The following is an 18,211-nucleotide window of genomic DNA, read 5'->3' as shown; positions in this document are numbered from 1 at the left end:
GCTGCTCAGCGGCGCCGTGCGACCGAGACGGTGAAGATGCCCCATTGGTCGATGCGCTGGTCGAGCTTTTCGAAACCGGCGGCTTCGACGAGCTGGTCCATCTCACCCTGCGTGCGCCGCCGCATCACCCAGGCCTCGCCGCCGCGATGCGAAGTCAGGCTGCGGGCGATCATCTCGAGCTGCGGATGCCAGGGCTGGTTGGTGTAGAGCAACAGGCTTCCCGGCTGCATGGCGCTGGCCAATCCACCGAGCGATCGGGCTATCATCGCATTGTCGGAGAACAACTCGTAAAGGCCGGAAACGATGGCAAGATCCGGAGCTGGATCGCTCGATGCGAGCATGTCGGCATCGAAGGCATCGGCGCGCTGGAAAGAGACATCAGCCGGCAATTGCCGCTCGGCGATCAGCTTGCGGCCAAGCTCGACGTTGAGGTCGGAATAATCCTGCAGGCGAACGCTCGCCGGCTGATCGGGGCTCTTCACGATGGCATCGAGAACATAGCGGCCGTGGCCGGCGGCGATGTCGAGAATGTGCGCTGGCCGGCCAGCGGCCTTGAGCGTCGCCAGGCAAGAGCCGATCAGTTCTTCGAGATGCAGCTTGCGCTGGCGGATGCCGCGCCAGCCAATGGCCTCCAGGAAAATGCGGTCGACGACGCGGCCAAGAGGCGTAAGCCCGCGCGCATTGTTCTCGTAGACGTAGTCCAGCGTCGAGCCGGAATCGAAGCCGGTGGTCACGCCGGCCTTCATACCTTGCGAGACCCAGGCGCCCATGCGGATGGAGGCACGGCTGAATGCCCAATAGAGGCCCTTTGGCGACATCAAAGCGAGCGGCGAGGCAAGTCGGTCCGCCTCGTCGCGGGTGTGGCCGGCAATGTCCGCCTGCTTAAGGTCGACAGGCGCGTCCGGTGCCGTGAACTGCCTGGCCAGGAATGGCCGGATCAACTCGAGGGCCTTTGCCCGGTCGCGCTCGCCCAGCGTGTCGTGGAAGAAACCAGGCAACACATGGCGTTCCTTGGTGCGGCTGCCGAGATTGGCGAAGAACTCGTGCTGCGGGCCGTGGCGCACCACCCAGTCGCTGCCCGAAAGCAGAAGCTGGGTCGGCACGGTGATGGCGCGGGCGTCACTGACGATGCGTGCGGCATGCTGGTAGAGTTCGACCAGGATGTTGGAAGCGATCGGCCGCGTGATCAATGGATCGCTCTCGAAGGAGGCGATGCGCACGGGATCATGGGTCAGGAATTTCGCCTTGACATAGGAATTGACGAAGAAGCGGCCCTTGATCTTCTGCCAGAGTGCGATGCCCTCCTTGGCGAAGGGCACGTAGAGTTTCACCGAGAAGGCCGGTGAGGCCAGCACCATGGCGCGCAGCTTCGGCGCATAGTCATGCACCCAGGCGGCGGCCAGCACGGCGCCAAAGGATTGTGCGATCAGCGCGATATCCCGAGTGGCAAAGCCATCCCTGGCTGCAATCTCGCGCATGAAGCAGTCGATGTCGCGCACCAGGGCCGAGAAGGAGGGCGCATAGCCGCGCTCGCCGGACGAGCGGCCATTGCCGCGGGCATCCCAGGCATAGAAGGCGTGGTCCGGCATCTGCAATTCATCGACGAGATGGGCCATGCGGCCGCCATGCTCGTGGCCGCGATGGAAGAGCACCACTGCGCCCTTGGCATCGGCGGAGGCCGCCGGCCAGAATCGGTAGAAGATCTCCGTCCCGTCATGGCTGCGGAAAACCCGCTCCTGTGCTTGCCGCGCAAGGCTTTCCGTGGCCGCGGCGGCGATCGGTTCGTGCATCATGGTCTTCCCCTCTGGCGGCATGGCGAGCCTCGATGCTCAGCTGGCGCTGCCAATAATGCCGGCGCGTATCCGGTTTATGGCGGTCAGCAGCGAAAGCGTTGCCATGGCCGGAAACACAAACGCCGCTATCGATGCCGGCCACAGCCCGGCGGCGCACAGCACGGCGACGACGCCGAGCGCCAGCGCCCTGTCGCTCTTGCCGAACGGCCCGGCATAATTACGCCCGACCTTGGCAGCGATGCCGAGCACGCCGGCGAACTCGGTCAGCACGGCCGCTATCGCGAAGGCGACGACGCCCCATGCGCCAAATTCCGGAAAGACGGCAAAAGGGAGAATCAGCGCGAGGTCGGAAACGACGTCGCACAACTCGTTCAGATACATGCCAAGCGTCGAGGCTTGGCCATGCTCGCGCGCCAGCATGCCGTCCACGGCATTCAACGCCATGCGCACGAACATCACCGCGGGGATAAGCAACAGCAGCCAGCGCCATTCGTGCCAGATCGCAATGGCCGCGCCGGCGGCTATCGACATCGCGGCCGCCAGGATGGTTATGCTGTTTGCCGTGACCCCGATTGCCGCCAGCCGGTTGACCAGCGGCCGCAGTCGACCCTGGAAGGCCGGCTTGAGAGCGTAAAGCGTCGGCATTGCGTTGATCCCCCGATCCTGTTCAGCGGCTGTACATCAATATGCCAGACGCGACCAGTGTAGAGGCGGCGCGGCCATCATGCGTTCGCAAATCGCTAACCATGATTGGTCCGGCAAGCTGCCATGCACATTTGCCGGCTTCTCGTGCAACGCGGCGTCTTGAATAGTGAGCACGCTTATTATATATCCCGCTCATGGTTTCCGATGGCATCGACAGATTGGGCTTCTTGATCCACGACGTGCAGCGCTTGATGCGCAAGCGCTTCGAGGCGAGGGCCAGTGGCTTGGGGCTTTCTTCGGCGCAATGGCGGCTTCTGGTCCGCGTTGCCAAGGAAGACGGTGTGGCGCAGGCGCGGCTGGCCGAACTTCTCGAAATCGAGCCGATCAGCGTTTCGCGCCTGGTCGACCGCATGGAAGAGGGAGGCTGGATCGAGCGTCGGTCCGACGCCGCCGATCGTCGCGTCCGCATGATCTTCCTGACGCCCAAGGCAAGCGATGCCTACGCCGTGATCAAGAGCATTGCCGGAGAAGTCTATGAGGAATCGCTGGTCGGCGTGAAGCCGGAAGCCCGTCGCGTCCTCATCGAAGGGCTCGAGGCGATGGTTCGCAACCTGACCGACGACGAGACGCCGTCCATTGAAAAAGTGAAGAATACAGAAGGCGCAGCAGCATGAACGCGGTAGCCAAGATAGACGAGAAAGTGACCGAACTGGACATGGAAGCGCCGGCGCAGCCGGCCGCGGCCCCGCCGGCGGTTGCTCCCCCGGTGCAGCCGGCCCCAGTGCCCGTGAAGAAAAAGCGCCGGCTGGGCCGCTTCCTGCTGATGGTAGCGCTGCCTGCGGCATTGGCTGTCGGCGGCGGCTATGTCTGGGTCACCGGCGGCCGCTATCAGGAGACCGAGAACGCCAATCTGCAGCAGGCCAAGGTGTCGATCGCTTCCGACACGGCCGGCCGCATCGTTAAGGTCGACATCTTCGATAACCAGCTGGTCAAGCAGGGTGACGAGCTGTTTGCCATCGACCCCGAGCCGTACCGGATCGCGCTGGCGCAGGCCGACGCCGCGGTTGCGGGCGCGCGTCTCAATGTCGAGCAGTTGCGCGCGGCCTATGGCCAGTCGATGGCTCAGCAAAAGTCCGATGCCAGCCAGGTCGCCTTCGCCCAGTCGCAGTTCGACCGCGCCGCCGACCTCGCCCAGAAGGGCATCAACGCCAAATCGTCGCTCGACGAAGCCAAGAACGATCTCGACAAGGCCAAGCAGCAGCTGGCGGTTGCCGAGCAAGGCATCATCAGCGCCAAGGCAGGCCTTGGCGGCAATCCCGACATCGAGACCGACAAGCACCCGACCGTGATGGCCGCGCTCGCCGCGCGCGACAAGGCGGCCTACGACCTGGCCCAGACAACGGTCAAGGCGCCGGCGGACGGCATCGTCAGCCAGGCCTCGTCGTTCAAGGTCGGTCAGTATGTCGGTTCCGGCACGCCGCTGTTTTCGCTGGTCGAGACCGGTGACACCTGGATCGATGCCAATTTCAAGGAAACGCAGCTCACCCACATGAAGCCCGGCCAGAAGGCCGAGATCGTGGTCGACACCTATCCAGGGCGCACCTTCGAGGCGACGGTCAAGGCGATCGGCGCCGGCACGGGAGCCGAGTTCTCGCTGCTGCCGGCCCAAAATGCCACCGGCAACTGGGTCAAGGTCACACAGCGTATCCCGGTTCGTCTCGAACTGATCGATGCGGACGCCAAGATGGCGTTGCGCACCGGCATGAGCGCCACCGTTACCGTCGACACCGGCGTGGCGCGTGGCCTGCCTTCGATCTTCGGTCACGCCACGGCTGGCGAGGCCGCGCAGTAACGTCAACAGAATGCCGCAGGACCAGCAGCGGAGGTGAATAGCAGGATTGGTCTGATGGGAAGAGCTGGAAGGATCAGCGTTTTGGCGCTGCCGCGTCGCGGCCTGGCCGAAATCTGAAATCTCCGACGCGGACCCATCGGTCCTCATGTTTCCGGGCGGCAGGCATCCGCTCATCAGAGACTTTCAGTCGATGTAACCCCCACATCGACGATCGCGTCCCACCGCGACGAGGGTCTCTCAACGGAAGGCGTTGCCGCCCGGAAACCCCTTGTACACGTTTTTGTTACCTGCTGGAAGTTCCACGCCATGAGCACGCCCGAACCCTTCAAAGAAGTGCCGCATCGCGGCCTGATCACGGTCGCGCTGATGCTGGCGACGGTCATGCAGGCGCTCGACACGACGATCGCCAACGTCGCTCTGCCGACAATGACGGGCGATCTCGGCGCCTCGCCGGACAACATCAACTGGGTGCTGACCTCCTACATCGTTGCCGCCGCCATCATGACGCCGGTCACTGGCTGGCTGGCCGACCGCTTCGGCCGCAAGGAACTGTTCCTGACGGCAGTGGTCGGCTTCACCATATTCTCGATGCTGTGCGGCATCGCCTGGAGCCTGGAGAGCATAGTGTTCTTCCGGCTGATGCAGGGCGTGTTCGGCGCGGCGATCGTGCCTCTGTCGCAAACCTTCCTGCTCGACATCAACCCCAGGGAACGCCATGGCCAGGCGATGGCTATTTGGGGCGCCGGCATCATGCTGGGGCCGATTCTGGGCCCGACGCTGGGTGGCTGGCTGACCGAAAATTTCAACTGGCGCTGGGTGTTCTTCATCAACCTGCCGGTCGGCATCGTCGCCTTTCTCGGCATGGCCGCCTACTTGCCGGCCGTTGCCCGGCGGGTGCGCGGCTTCGATTTCTTCGGCTTCGCCATGATATCGCTCGGCGTCGGCGCGCTTCAGCTGCTGCTCGATCGCGGCGGCGAGGTCGACTGGTTTTCCTCGGTCGAGATCTGGATCGAACTTGGTCTTTCGCTCACCGGCTTCTGGGTGTTCATCATTCACACCATGACCGCCGAACACCCCTTCATCGATCCCAAGATCTTCCTCGACCGCAATTTCGTGACCGGGCTGGCGTTCATCTTCATCATGGGTGTGCTCATCCTGGCGAGCATGTCGCTGTTGCCGCCAATGCTGTCGACCATCTTCGGCTATCCGACCGTCACCATCGGCGTCGTCATAGGGCCACGCGGTGTCGGCACCATGATTTCAATGCTGGTCGTCGGCCGGCTCATGAGCAAGATCGACGCCAGGATCCTCGTGGTCATCGGCTTCCTCCTGACCGCACAGTCGCTCTACACCATGTCCAGCTTCACGCCGCAGATGGACAATTGGCTGATCATCAGCTCCGGCGTCATCCAGGGCCTGGGGATGGGAATGGTGTTCGTGCCGCTGTCGACCGTTGCCTTCGCCACGCTTGACGTTCGCTTCCGCACCGATGCCACGGCCCTGTTCAGCCTGGTGCGCAATCTTGGCTCGTCCATAGGCGTGTCGGTCGTGACGGTTCTGATGGTGCGCAACACGCAGATCAATCACACCGAGCTTTCGGCCTTCATCAACCCATTCAACCCCAATCTTTGGGCGGTCTCTCCTGCCGCCGCGAGCGGCGATCCGACGGCGCTTTCGCAGGTCGATCGCATGGTCAATCTGCAGGCGATGATGATTTCCTACGTCAACGACTTCAAAATACTCATGGTGATGACGCTGCTTGCCATCCCGTTTGTTTTCCTGCTGCGCAAGCCCAAGCAGGCGCCTGCCGGCGGCGCGCCGGCAGCGCATATGGACTAGCTCTATTTTCCGAGCACGAGGCTCCAGTAACGGAGCTTGCTGTCGCCGCCGTCGCGCACATAGGCAAGGCCGAAGCGGGTGAAGCGCGGGTCGAGCATGTTGCGGCGATGGCCAGGTGAATGCACCCAGATGTCGAACAGCTTCTCGAGGTCGAAACGACCCTCGGCGATGTTCTCCGCCGCGGCGCCGGAGATTCGATTGTCCTTGACGCGCGAGGCGAAATCCTTGCCCCAGCCGGTGGTGTGGCTCATGCGGCGGCGCTGCGCCATGTAGCCGGCCTGCTGCAGGGCAGCCTGTTCGAGTTGCCGGTCGGCGACCAGCGGCGCGAGCCCCGCCGAGGCGCGGATGCTGGCCAGCGTGCTGGTGGCGGAGGAGGAGACCCCGGCGCCTTCGCCTGACGGCAGTGAAACGGTGCTGCAGGCGGCGAGGCCCGCCAAGGCTGCGAGGCCGGTCAGCACCATGCGTCTGTGCAGATTCGGGATCGGGTGGGTTTCGATTTTCGCTATGGTCATGCCCCTGAGATAACGTCGATCATGGCTTTTGCCGGGCAGGGCCGCGAAAATCGAAGATGTTAGGCGGCAGTATCGAGATCTGCGTCCGAGGAACCGCCCATCCGGTCGTCTTCCGTATGCACCCACCACGACCCGAGCGCGTCGATGAGCGGTACAAGCCGGCGGCCAGGCGCTGTGAGGTCATAGTCGACCCGCAACGGATAACCCGGACGCACCGTGCGCCGCACGATGCCGGCTTCTTCCAGCTTGCGCAGTTCCAGGGTCAGGATGCGATGCGACACGGTCGGGTTGTCACGTCTCAGTTCACTGAACCGCTTGGTCCCGTCCTTCAGATAATAGAGCAGCAGTGTGGGCCAGCGACCGCTGAGCACGCGCATGGTCTCTTCGATCGGGCAGCGTGAGACGACGTCTTTCATGGGCGGATCCTGGTTACAGAATTGTGCGTAATTTACATGGGACGACAAGCGTTTAGGGTCAAGTTTCGCTGCGCGGCGTGATCCTCTCAATCACGGAAGAAAACAAATGGAACCTATCCTCCTTTACGGCTTCCCGGCGGGAAGCTCGATGGGGCTTGTCGCTGCCTTTGAACGCGTCGGGCAACCCTATCGCCTGTGCCGCGTCGACATGCTCACCGAGATGAAAAACGATGCCTATGCCAGCATCAACGACCGTCAGGAAACGCCGGTGCTGATCACCGACGAAGGCCGGGTGCTCACCGAGACAATGGCCATCGCCTCGTGGCTCGAAGCCCGCGACACACAGCGCCGCATCAGCTTCGAACCGCGCACGCCGCAAGCCGACCGCATGCACCAGCTGATGGCCTTCGTGAACACCGGTTTCACCGCCGCCTTCAGTCCGCTCTGGGTGGCATTGGAAATGGCGGCGGATGAACCGGCGCTGAAGGCGACCTTGCGGGAGTTCGGCCGCAAGGCCGTTGCGGAACGTCATGATCGGCTCGAGGCGATGATCGCCGACACGGATTTCCTGGTCGGCGACCGGCTGACGCTGGCCGATACCACGCTGATCGGCGTGGCGCGCTGGGCGGAGTTTCACCAGGCGATCGACGGCGCTGCCTATCCCAAGCTGGCCGGATTGCGCCTTCGCATCGAATCCGATCCGGCCGTGCGTTATGCGCTGGCTGTCGAGGATGGCGAACAGCCCGCCGGTTCTGGCGCCTGCCTTGGCCACGTCCCCCTGACTGAGGTGATCGATCGCTTCGCTTCATAAGTTGCCAGCCGCGCGGCGCCAAGTGCATGGCGGCGCGCGGCGCCAAGTCTGCTGCCGCCCGGTTCAACCAGCCGTTACCGGCGGACTTGGCGACAACTGCTTCTAAATCGGCTAGGATAACGCTGTACGAGAAATGGCAGCTCCGGGCGGCCATCCAGGCGGTGACCGCCCCGACACACCGCCCCGACACACGGGAGGAAGGTTATGGCCGGCTTTCATGTCATGGCGGACGCACGTGGAATGCATGTGCAGCCAACGGTGCGCCGCATCACCACGTCGGACCTTTGGGACGCGCTGCGTCTCGGCTTCGAGGATTTCTGGGCAAAACCATCGCACTACGTGTTCCTGTGCCTGATCTATCCCATTGTCGGCTTGATCCTGACGCAGTGGACGTCCGGCGCCAATGCCATCCAGCTCATCTATCCCCTGATGTCGGGTTTCGCGCTGCTTTGGGCCATTTGCGGCCCTCGGCCTTTACGAGATCAGCCGCCGGCGCGAGCTCGGCATGAACACCTCCTGGCGGCACGCGTTTGACGTGCGGCGCTCGTCCGCGGTTCCGTCGATCGCTGTCATCGGCGTCATGCTGGTGGCGCTGTTCCTGCTGTGGCTCTACACCGCGCAATCGATCTACACTGGGCTGTTTGGCGACCAGCCGCCGGCCTCGATTGGTGGCTTCATCCGCGACGTGCTGACCACCAGCAAGGGGTGGACGCTGATCCTTGCCGGCAATGCCGCGGGCTTTGTCTTCGCCGTAGTTGTGCTGGCCACCACCGTGGTTGCCTTCCCGCTGCTGCTCGACCGTGACGTCGGCGCCGTTTCAGCGATCGAGACCTCGGCCCGGGCGGTGATGGCCAACCCGCTGCAAATGGCGCTGTGGGGCTTGCTGGTCGCCGTGCTTCTGGTGATCGGTTCGATCCCGCTGTTTGCCGGGCTCGCCGTCGTCATGCCGGTGCTCGGCCATGCCACCTGGCATCTCTACCGCAAGGTGGTCGAGCCCGAGCGGGTACAGCAGATAAGGCGGCCGATGTAACGAAGCAGGCACCCATGGCCTTCACCCTGCCGAGCCTGCCCAACAAGATCGTCTGTCTGGCCTGCCTTTGTATCGGTAGCTATCTGCCTGCCGCGCCAGCGCGCGCTGACCAGCCGGTGCAGTTTGAAAGCGCGGCTTCGGAGCCAACGTCATTTCAGAAGCGCATTGCGCAAGCAGGCGGCAAGGTCCCGAAGGCCGTTCCCGGCACGCCGCTGCAGGGGTATTTAACGCGTCCGCCGGGTGAGGGGCCGTTGCCGGCTGTCGTGGTTCTGCACGGATGTTCAGGTCTGCCCGGAAGTGTAAAGAAAACCTGGTCCGAGCGACTGTCCTCCTGGGGTTACGTCGTCCTCGTCGTCGACAGCTTCAGCAACCGCGGCATAAAGGAGACCTGTGATGGCCTCCACTCTGTTGATCGCATATATGACGCCTACGGCGCTCTGGAATTCCTATCGAAATACAGTTTTGCGACCCGCGGTGCATTGCGTTGATGGGGTTCTCCGCTGGCGGGAACGCAACGCTCGAGGCCTTGCAATCTGGTGGAGACGAGCGGCTTATGGAGCGCAAATTCAAGGCTGCGATCGCCTACTATCCGGATTGTTCGGCAACGAATGGCGACATGGCGGCCCCGACCTTGATACTGATCGGCGCTACGCAGCGCAGCGGCAAGGGAAGCTCCGTACAGCTGACGTCTACCCGGGTGCTCGTCACGGATTTGACTCCGCAGGATTGAAGACTGGCATCGAGACCTATGGTCACCGGATGCAGTACAATGCGGCCGAGCAATCCATCCTTGCCTCTCATGCATTCCTGAAAGACGTCTTCGGCGGCTGATAGTGGCGACTGCCGTTTTGCACTCTCAGCGCTGCGCGTCTGTCGCCATCTTCAGCGCGAGTGCCTTCCGCACCGTGCCATCATCCGGCGCCGGATGACCGATTTTCGCAACCGATGTGCCGATCGAGACGGTGGGCGACCGGCGCTTTCACTACCGCTGACGCACGAAACGTGGCCTCTTCATTTCGCGAGAGTGATGCGGCGACTGGCATACATCTCGCGATTTCCAAGCATGGCCGTGCAATCCGTCCTGACGGACGAGTTTCCCGTCATCAGCACGGTCTTGCCGACAAGCCTCAGACAATCGCCCTGACTGCTCATATCTGAGTTGCCAGCGTAGGAAATGGGCGCGTCAGGCGCATAGACGAAACCGCTGATCGTGGAATTTGCCCCGCCATTGAGCGTCAAGGCGGACGTGTTCCCGTGATCCTCGAAAATGGTGATGCCGGCATAGGGGCCGCTGGTGGACGGGGAAAGGTCCACTTTCTCATTGGCATTTATGTAGAGCTGTGCGCCTTCCATGAGGAATATAGTCACGCCGTGGCCTGTCAGGCTACCGTTGCCGCCGGGCTTGATGGTGGTGCCGCGCAGGATGTAGACGCCCGGATCAAGTGTGATGTCCCCCGACAATGTCTTGTCGCAATACGTGCCGGGCGACAGCGTGTAGGTTTTGCCGTTCGGGACCGGCAGACACAATGTGAAGGGGGGAGGGACGACGTCGGCCAGAGGATCAAAAGACGCATATTGATGTTCGAGCGGCATTCCACAGGTGAGTGTGGCGTTGGGTGACGAAAGCCCGGAAGTGCCGCCGACAGTCGAGACGCAGCCCGCTGAAACCAGTGCGGAACCGCCCCTGTTCACGGCGTCGGGCGCATCCGAGTTTGCCGCGATCACGCAGTTGCTCATCGAGACGCTGGTCGAGCCCTGCAGGCTCACGGCGGCGGATGCCTGCGGATCGAGCGCCAGCACGCAGGCTTGCGCGCCAGGCTCAAGTTTGACCGAGGCCGAGCGATGAGCCTGCCAAGCGGGCGCGCCGCTGATGAAGCTTGCTCGGCTGATTTTGGACGAAACCGAGATGTAGTAGGCGCTCGGGTCGCCGCTCGCGGCTGCCGAAAAGGCGGAGACGCTGCCCGAATATTCTTGCTGGTCGGCAATGCTCATATTGGCCGCGAAAAATGTCAGCCCGAGCGCCTGGACATCACCTGCCGTCATGCCGGGCGAATACTTTGTGCCGACGGCGAGCCCCGCCGCGTCCAGTGAGTTCTGCAATTGCGCGGCATCCTCGCTGGTGCCCACCAGATCCATGACTCCGGCAACGCCAAGCATCATCGGCAGCATCGCCATGGCGGTTGCCAAGGCAAAGTTGCCGCGCCTGTCGCGCGCGAATCCGAGGATCATCGCTTTTAGCATCCCAGCCCAGAAACCAGTGGTCGGCATGACGATGCTCATAAAACGCTAATTTTCACGTTGCTGGATGCGTCAAAGACCGGCCAGTTTTTTGGAGGCTAGTTAACCATGCCGGCCCCACGGCACGATAGTGCGCCGCCATTGCAGCTACTGAAGCGAGGAAACCTTGGACTTACCCATCGCAGCCTTTCGCGCGAGACATCCACTGCCGCTCGCGCGCCTGGCGAAAACTGGTGACAGGCCGGGGCGGTTCGGCTAATCCGAACCGGCTGCGGCGAACCGTCGGTGGCAGCGATCGCAACGATCATGACTGAAGGAAACGGCATGGCGGATTCGCCTGAAATGATCGGCTCGCTCGAAGACGTGTCGAAAGCCTATTCGGCAATCCTGTGCGATGTCTGGGGCGTGGTCCACAATGGTGAAACGCATTTCCCGGTGGCGGCTTCCGCACTGGCAAGGGCTCGAGAGGCGAAAATCCCCGTCGTCCTGATCACCAATTCGCCGCGCAGAAGTGCCGATGTCGTGGCGCAGATGAACGCGATCGGTGTTCCACCGTCAGCCTACGACCGGGTGGTTACCTCAGGCGACGTGACGCGGGATCTGATCGCCGAAGGGCCGCGCAAGATTTTCCATATCGGCGCCGACCGGGACTTCACCCTCTATGAAGGTCTCGACGTCGAGCTTGTCGAGGAGTTCGAGGCGTCCGGCGTCGTCTGCACCGGCCTGTTCGACGACGAGGTCGAAAAACTCGAGGATTACACGGAGCTCCTGCGGCGGCTGCGCGCCAGGAACCTGCCTTTCATCTGCGCAAATCCCGACATCGTGGTCGAGCGTGGCGAACGCATCATCTGGTGTGCCGGCGCGCTGGCGCGTGACTATGCCCAGCTTGGCGGCCGCACATTGATCGCTGGAAAACCATACGCGCCGATCTACAATCTCGCGATGAAGGAGGTCGCCGAGATTCTTGGCCAGCCGGTCGAGCGCGGCCAGGTGCTGGCCATCGGCGACGGCATGATGACCGATGTGAAGGGCGCCGCCGACAATGGCTTCGATGTTCTTTATGTCTCCGGCGGCATCCATGCCCGCGACTATGGCGATGCCCTGCAACCGGATCCGGCAAGACTGGCGGCGTTCCTGGAAAAGCATGGCTATGGTCCGGTGGCCGTCATTCCCAGACTTCGGTAGGTGACGATGGCAGCCTTCCAACGCGTCCTGGCAACCGCGCCGCTTCCCGCCGACCTGCGCGGCGGCGTGGTGGCGATCGGCAATTTCGATGGCGTCCATCGCGGCCATCAGGCGGTGCTCGAGCGCGCCTCTGCCGAGGCCGGACGGCGCGGCGTACCGGCCCTGGTGCTGACGTTCGAACCGCATCCGCGCAAGATCTTCAGGCCTGATATCCCGTTGTTCGTGCTGACGCCGCCGCCGATGAAGGCGCGGCTCCTGTCGCTGCTGGGCTTTGCCGCGCTGGTCGAGCAGCCGTTCACGCACGACTTCGCCTCGCTGTCGGCGGAAGCGTTCGTGACGGACGTGCTTGAAACGAACCTTGGCATTACCCACGCCGTGACCGGGTTCGATTTCCACTTCGGCAAGGATCGTCAAGGCGGCCCGGCCTACCTGATGGCGGCGGGTGAGCGTCACGGCTTCGGCGTCACGCTCGTCGACGCCTTCCGGGACGAGGGCGCCGAGGTGGTGTCGTCCAGCCGCATCCGCGGATTGCTGGGCGAGGGCGAAGTGGCTGAAGCCGCCGGTCTGCTCGGCTACCGCTTCACCGTCGAAAGTGAGGTGGTGGGCGGACAGCAGCTTGGCCGCACCCTTGGCTTTCCAACCGCGAATATGAGGCTGTCGGCTGAAGCCGCACTCAAGGAGGGCATCTATGCCGTCCGCTTCCGCCGCTCCGACGGCACGCTTCACGACGGCGTCGCCAGCTTCGGCCGTCGCCCGACCGTCGACGACAATGGCGCGCCGCTGCTGGAAACCTTCGTCTTCGACTTCTCCGAAGACCTCTATGGCGAGGTCTGTCAGGTTTCCTTCTTCGGTTTCCTGCGCCCGGAGGTGAAGTTCGATGGGCTCGACGCGCTGGTCGCGCAGATGAAGCGCGATGAAGCCGAGGCACGCGCGCTGCTTGCCGGCGTCAAGCCGCTCTCCGATCTCGACGCGGCCATGGCTTTTTGAGTCCAGGCATGATCCCTACTTTTTCAGCGCCAGGCCGACGGCGATGAAGGTCCAGCCCTGGAAGATCAGATCGATCGCAAGGAACAGACCGAGCACCCACAGGCTGTTGACCGGCCAGCCCATGGCGATGATCAGACCTGCAAGCGCGCTGATGACACCGGCGGCGACGAGCCAGCCCCAGCCGCGTTCCGGCCGGTGGCTGTAGCCGACCCAGGCCCTGAGCACCCCTGACGCGACCAGCGCGATCGCCAGCAGGAACGTCAGCACCGCCGAGGCAAGCAACGGATTGCCGAAAGCGAAGAAGCCGGCGACGGCGTACAGCAGTCCGCTGAGCAGCCAGTAGAAGAAGCGATTCCAGGACTTGACGCCGAACGCGTGCACGATCTCGATGATACCCGCCATCAGCATCAGCCATCCCACGACGTAGACGGAAGCCACCGTGGCGACGAACAGATTGGCGAAGGCAATGCCGCCGAAGATGAGCAGCAGCACACCGAGTGCGACAAACCATCCCCATTTTGTCCGTGTCTGTTCGATCCCAATCTTCAAGGCATCGCCATGCAGGGTCATTGTCGCGGTCTCCATCGAGGGCTGCGGAATACTGCGGATGGAAGGTAATCCGGGCGCGAGCCAACGTCCAGCCGATGACCGGCAGCGGGATCGCGGCAAAGGGCGAGCATATGTCTCGGGTTTAAATCAAATTTTACCAAACGGCCGTCAAAGCTGTCATCGGCAATCATATGCGTTGTGTTAGTGGAGTGGCCATGAGTTCGGTCGGAAGAATCTCTCTTGTGTTGGCCGCTGCGGTGCTGGGTGGGACGGGCGCTGCCAATGCGGGCGAGGGCAGCTGGCTGTCCGGCGACTGGTATCTGACCGTAGGTGCCACCGGCATGGTGGCGCCGAATTTCGAGGGCGGCAAAAAGTACCTGCTCAGCGCCTCGCCGATCATTTCGCTGGGCAAGGCCGGACCTGCTGCCCGCTTTGTCTCGCGCAACGACAACATCTCGCTGGCGCTGGTCGATGATGGCGGTTTCCGCGCCGGCCTGACCGGCAAATTCCTGTTTTCCCGTGACGACGACAATGCCGACGAGCTGAAGGGCCTCGATCCGGTGCGCTGGGGCGGCGAAGTCGGCGGCTTCTTCGAATTCTATCCGACGGATTGGCTGCGCGCCCGCGCCGAACTGCGCCACGGCATTCGCGCTCACAACGGCTTTGTCGCCGACATCGCTGCCGACGCCTTCTACGATGTGACGCCAACCGTGCGGATTTCGGGCGGACCGCGTGTTTCCTTCGCGTCGGGTAACTATTTCGACGCCTATTATGGCGTCAATGCGCAGGAAGCGGTGGCCTCGGGCTTGAGCGAATATCATCCCGGTGGCGGGCTTAAATCGACAGGCCTCGGCGGCGCCATCACCTGGAAGGTGACCGAGCCGATGACCGCCAGCCTGTTTGGCGAATATTCGCGCCTGATGGGACCGGCGGCCGATTCCAGCCTGGTCAAGGAGCGTGGCGACCGCAACCAGTTCACGGTCGGCGTGTCGACCACCTATCGCTTCGATTTCACGATGTAAGTGAATCGAACGAGACGCTTTATTCCTGCCGTGGCTTCGGCTAAAAGCCCAGCCATGACCAGCTTTTCGCGCCTTTTCGCGATCGCGATACGAATTACAGGCCCGGTGTTCCGGGTGGCCTGAGCGCCGCCGGAGCCGCCGGGAGTTTCTGCGCGCCCCCTCGCGCTTTTTCCATAACATGATAGTTCACGCCCGAGCTTGTACGCCCGCCGGGCAATGCAAATGGCAGACCAATGACCGATACAACTGAAACGATCGATTATTCCAAGACGCTTTACCTGCCGCAGACGGATTTCCCGATGCGCGCCGGCTTGCCGGAGAAGGAGCCGCTGCTGGTCAAGCGCTGGCAGGACATGGATCTCTACCGAAAGCTGCGCGAGAGCGCTGCCGGCCGCACGAAATACGTGCTGCATGACGGGCCGCCCTACGCCAACGGCAACATCCATATCGGCCATGCGCTGAACAAGATCCTCAAGGATGTCATCACCCGCTCGTTCCAGATGCGCGGCTACGACTCGAACTATGTGCCCGGCTGGGACTGCCACGGCCTGCCGATCGAGTGGAAGATCGAGGAGCAGTACCGCGCCAAGGGCAAGAACAAGGACGAGGTGCCGGTCAACGAATTCCGCAAGGAATGCCGTGAGTTCGCCGCGGGTTGGATCGCTGTGCAGGGGGCCGAGTTCCAGCGCCTCGGCGTCATCGGCGATTTCGAGAATCCCTATACGACGATGGCCTTCCATGCCGAGTCGCGCATCGCCGGCGAGCTTTTGAAATTCGCCATGTCGGGCCAGCTCTATCGCGGCTCCAAGCCGGTAATGTGGAGCGTGGTCGAGCGTACGGCGCTGGCCGAGGCCGAGATCGAGTACCACGACTATGAGAGCGACACGATCTGGGCGAAGTTTCCGGTCGCCAGCTTGGCCCGCCCTGTCGATGGCGAGACCAAGCTGACGGAGGGCGCACTCGATCTGCTGCAGGCACATGTCGTCATCTGGACGACGACGCCATGGACGATCCCCGGCAACCGTGCCGTCAACTATTCGCCGCGCATCAACTATGGCCTCTATGAGGTCACGGCAGCCGAGAACGCATTCGGCCCGCAGCCGGGTGAAAAACTGATTTTTGCCGACGCGCTGGCTGAAGACTCCTCGGTCAAGGCCAAGGTCACCTTGAATCGTCTCCGCAGTGTTTCGGCGCAAGAGCTTGGAAGCCTTACGCTTTCGCATCCGCTCAAGGGCCTTTGCGGCGGCTACGACTTTGCCGTTCCGATGCTCGCCGGCGACCACGTCACCGACGATGCCGGCACCGGCTTCGTCCACACCGCGCCCGGCCACGGCCGCGAGGACTTTGACGCCTGGATGGATGCGGCGGTGGATCTGCGCGCACGCGGCATCGATCCCGCCATCCCGTTCACCGTCGACGACGGCGGTTTCTTCACCAGGGACGCGCCGGGTTTCGGCCCCGACCGGGAGGGTGGACCGGCGCGTGTCATCGACGACAACGGCAAGAAGGGCAACGCCAACCAGGCCGTCATCGACGAGCTGATCAAGCGCAACGCGCTGTTCGCGCGCGGCCGGCTGAAGCACAGCTACCCTCACTCCTGGCGGTCCAAGAAACCGATCATCTTTCGCAACACGCCGCAGTGGTTCGTCTACATGGACAAGGACCTCGGCGACGGCTCGACACTGCGCAGCCGGGCGCTCAAGGCCATCGACGACACCCGCTTCGTGCCCGCCGCCGGCCAGAACCGCATCCGCGCCATGATCGAGGAGCGCCCGGACTGGGTGCTGTCGCGCCAGCGCGCCTGGGGCGTGCCGATCGCCGTCTTCGCCGATGCCGACGGCAATGTGCTGAAGGACGAAGCGGTCAACCAGCGCATCATGGACGCCTTCGAGCAGGAGGGCGCCGACGCCTGGTTCGCGGCTGATGCCAAGGAGCGTTTCCTTGGCAATCACGACGCTTCGAAGTGGAAGCAGGTGATGGACATCCTCGACGTCTGGTTCGATTCGGGCTCGACGCACGCCTTCACGCTGGAAGATCGTCCTGACCTGAAATGGCCGGCCGACGTCTATCTCGAAGGCTCCGACCAGCATCGCGGCTGGTTCCATTCGTCGCTGCTGGAAAGCTGCGGCACCAGGGGCAGGGCGCCTTACGACACCGTCGTCACCCATGGTTTCACCATGGACGAGGATGGCCGCAAGATGTCGAAGTCGCTGGGCAACACCGTGGTGCCGCAGGACGTCATCAAGCAGTCGGGCGCCGATATACTGCGTCTGTGGGTGGTGACGACCGACTACTGGGAGGACCAGCGGCTCGGCAAGAACGTGCTGCAGACCAACATCGACGCCTACCGCAAGCTGCGCAACACCATCCGCTGGATGCTGGGTACGCTTGCCCATGACGATGGCGAAGAGGTGCCGCTGGAGAAAATGCCGGAGTTGGAGCGGCTGATGCTGCACCGGCTGGCCGAGCTCGATGAGGTCGTGCGCTCGGGCTACGACGCCTTCGAATTCAAGCGCATCACCCGCATGCTGCTCGATTTCATGGTGGTCGAGCTGTCGGCGTTCTATTTCGACATCCGCAAGGACGCGCTCTACTGCGACGCGCCGTCGAGCCTGAAGCGCAAGGCTTCGGTGCAGGTGGTGCGCCATCTCTTCGACTGCCTGGTGAAATGGCTGGCGCCGATGCTGCCTTTCACCATGGAGGAGGCCTGGCTTGACCGTCATCCCGACGCCGTCTCGGTGCATCTCGACCAGTTCCCGCAAATCCCGGCGGACTGGAAGAACGAGGCGCTGGCGGAAAAGTGGCGCCAGGTGCGGCAGGTGCGGCGCGTCGTCACCGGCGCGCTGGAGATCGCACGCGCCCAGAAGGTGATCGGATCGTCGCTGGAAGCGGTGCCGGTCGTCACAATCAACGACGCAGCGCTCGAAGCGGCGATTTCAGATGTCGACATGGCCGAGATGGCGATCACCAGCGATCTGGTCATCGCTCATGGCGAGGCACCGGCTGGCGCCTTCGCGATCGACGACGTCAAGGGTGTCGCCGTGGTGGTCGAGAAGGCCGAGGATCGTGGCCTGTTAAAATGTGCACGCTCCTGGCGCTACACCGCCGATGTCGGCCAGGATCCGGAATTCCCGGATGTTTCGGCCAGGGATGCGGCGGTGCTGCATGAATTGAAGGCGCTTGGCCGGCTTTAACGGTTAGTCGGCTGGATCGGTGCACAAATGCCACGCCGGGCGGGCGAAAACCGCCCGCGCGTTGCCCTTAACGAGTGGTTGAGGTAAACACGCGAAACTCCGGAAGACAAATTGTCGCCGGATTTCCGTCGCAAGTGC

At 63.0% G+C, this 18,211-nt stretch carries 16 protein-coding genes and 1 pseudogene; 11 read left to right on the top strand and 6 right to left on the bottom strand.

Annotated features, from left to right (window positions below; all coding sequences use genetic code 11):
* Positions 1-5: 5 nt before the first annotated feature.
* Positions 6-1,793, bottom strand: a complete 1,788-nt coding sequence (locus EJ079_RS28390; RefSeq protein WP_174800328.1) for a bifunctional alpha/beta hydrolase/class I SAM-dependent methyltransferase — start codon at positions 1,791-1,793, stop codon at positions 6-8.
* Between the two features lie 36 nt (positions 1,794-1,829).
* Entirely contained in the window at positions 1,830-2,438 is a 609-nt protein-coding gene (locus tag EJ079_RS28385; RefSeq protein ID WP_127810772.1) for a CDP-alcohol phosphatidyltransferase family protein, read from the bottom strand.
* A gap of 194 nt (positions 2,439-2,632) precedes the next feature.
* Between EJ079_RS28385 and EJ079_RS28380 the strand changes: the two genes are divergently transcribed.
* From EJ079_RS28380 to EJ079_RS28370, 3 genes are all read left to right on the top strand, one after another.
* On the top strand, positions 2,633-3,112 hold the full coding sequence (locus EJ079_RS28380) for a MarR family transcriptional regulator (protein WP_027038640.1): 480 nt from the start codon (positions 2,633-2,635) through the stop codon (positions 3,110-3,112).
* On the top strand, positions 3,109-4,290 hold the full coding sequence (locus EJ079_RS28375; protein ID WP_127271614.1) for an HlyD family secretion protein: 1,182 nt from the start codon (positions 3,109-3,111) through the stop codon (positions 4,288-4,290). Before EJ079_RS28380 ends, EJ079_RS28375 begins: the two co-directional genes overlap by 4 nt.
* A 306-nt stretch (positions 4,291-4,596) precedes the next feature.
* Positions 4,597-6,129: a DHA2 family efflux MFS transporter permease subunit gene (locus EJ079_RS28370; protein WP_127331522.1), complete on the top strand. Its 1,533-nt coding sequence runs from the start codon at positions 4,597-4,599 to the stop codon at positions 6,127-6,129.
* A 2-nt stretch (positions 6,130-6,131) separates the two neighbouring features.
* Here the strand turns inward: EJ079_RS28370 and EJ079_RS28365 are convergent, their stop codons facing one another.
* Together EJ079_RS28365 and EJ079_RS28360 are read right to left on the bottom strand one after the other, a co-directional pair.
* Positions 6,132-6,641, bottom strand: a complete 510-nt coding sequence (locus EJ079_RS28365; RefSeq protein WP_127322629.1) for a CAP domain-containing protein — start codon at positions 6,639-6,641, stop codon at positions 6,132-6,134.
* Positions 6,642-6,700: 59 nt separating this feature from the next.
* On the bottom strand, positions 6,701-7,057 hold the full coding sequence (locus tag EJ079_RS28360) for a helix-turn-helix domain-containing protein (protein WP_127395619.1): 357 nt from the start codon (positions 7,055-7,057) through the stop codon (positions 6,701-6,703).
* A gap of 106 nt (positions 7,058-7,163) precedes the next feature.
* Here EJ079_RS28360 and EJ079_RS28355 point away from each other — a divergent pair, with 106 nt between their 5' ends.
* The 4 genes and pseudogenes from EJ079_RS28355 (at position 7,164) to EJ079_RS34290 (ending at position 9,628) form a co-directional block, all read left to right on the top strand.
* Entirely contained in the window at positions 7,164-7,868 is a 705-nt protein-coding gene (locus EJ079_RS28355; protein ID WP_127395620.1) for a glutathione S-transferase family protein, read from the top strand.
* Between the two features lie 204 nt (positions 7,869-8,072).
* Positions 8,073-8,898, top strand: a pseudogene (locus EJ079_RS28350) (DUF2189 domain-containing protein).
* Between the two features lie 14 nt (positions 8,899-8,912).
* Complete coding sequence (locus tag EJ079_RS34295; RefSeq protein WP_348629724.1) at positions 8,913-9,386, top strand: dienelactone hydrolase family protein; 474 nt, start codon at positions 8,913-8,915, stop codon at positions 9,384-9,386.
* Between the two features lie 65 nt (positions 9,387-9,451).
* Positions 9,452-9,628, top strand: a complete 177-nt coding sequence (locus EJ079_RS34290; protein ID WP_348629723.1) for a hypothetical protein — start codon at positions 9,452-9,454, stop codon at positions 9,626-9,628.
* Positions 9,629-9,909: 281 nt separating this feature from the next.
* Here the strand turns inward: EJ079_RS34290 and EJ079_RS28340 are convergent, their stop codons facing one another.
* Complete coding sequence (locus tag EJ079_RS28340; protein ID WP_164874005.1) at positions 9,910-11,073, bottom strand: pilus assembly protein; 1,164 nt, start codon at positions 11,071-11,073, stop codon at positions 9,910-9,912.
* Positions 11,074-11,460: 387 nt separating this feature from the next.
* On the opposite strand from EJ079_RS28340, the gene EJ079_RS28335 reads away from it, so the two are divergent.
* Positions 11,461-12,321, top strand: a complete 861-nt coding sequence (locus tag EJ079_RS28335) for a TIGR01459 family HAD-type hydrolase (protein WP_164873864.1) — start codon at positions 11,461-11,463, stop codon at positions 12,319-12,321.
* 6 nt (positions 12,322-12,327) lie between these two features.
* Positions 12,328-13,308: a bifunctional riboflavin kinase/FAD synthetase gene (locus EJ079_RS28330; protein WP_127810770.1), complete on the top strand. Its 981-nt coding sequence runs from the start codon at positions 12,328-12,330 to the stop codon at positions 13,306-13,308.
* A 15-nt stretch (positions 13,309-13,323) separates the two neighbouring features.
* Here the strand turns inward: EJ079_RS28330 and EJ079_RS28325 are convergent, their stop codons facing one another.
* Positions 13,324-13,878 (bottom strand): HdeD family acid-resistance protein, encoded by a 555-nt coding sequence (locus EJ079_RS28325; RefSeq protein WP_127331536.1) that lies wholly within the window; start codon positions 13,876-13,878, stop codon positions 13,324-13,326.
* 194 nt (positions 13,879-14,072) lie between these two features.
* On the opposite strand from EJ079_RS28325, the gene EJ079_RS28320 reads away from it, so the two are divergent.
* Positions 14,073-14,879 (top strand): MipA/OmpV family protein, encoded by an 807-nt coding sequence (locus EJ079_RS28320; RefSeq protein ID WP_127810769.1) that lies wholly within the window; start codon positions 14,073-14,075, stop codon positions 14,877-14,879.
* A gap of 233 nt (positions 14,880-15,112) precedes the next feature.
* The gene (ileS, locus tag EJ079_RS28315) at positions 15,113-18,073 is read left to right on the top strand and encodes an isoleucine--tRNA ligase (RefSeq protein WP_127810768.1); all 2,961 of its coding nucleotides are present in this window, start codon (positions 15,113-15,115) and stop codon (positions 18,071-18,073) included.
* Positions 18,074-18,211 lie beyond the last annotated feature (138 nt).

The sequence above is a fragment of the Mesorhizobium sp. M7A.F.Ce.TU.012.03.2.1 genome (genome assembly GCF_004006095.1).
GTDB lineage: Bacteria > Pseudomonadota > Alphaproteobacteria > Rhizobiales > Rhizobiaceae > Mesorhizobium.
This window is presented reverse-complemented; position numbering and strand designations above follow the sequence as displayed.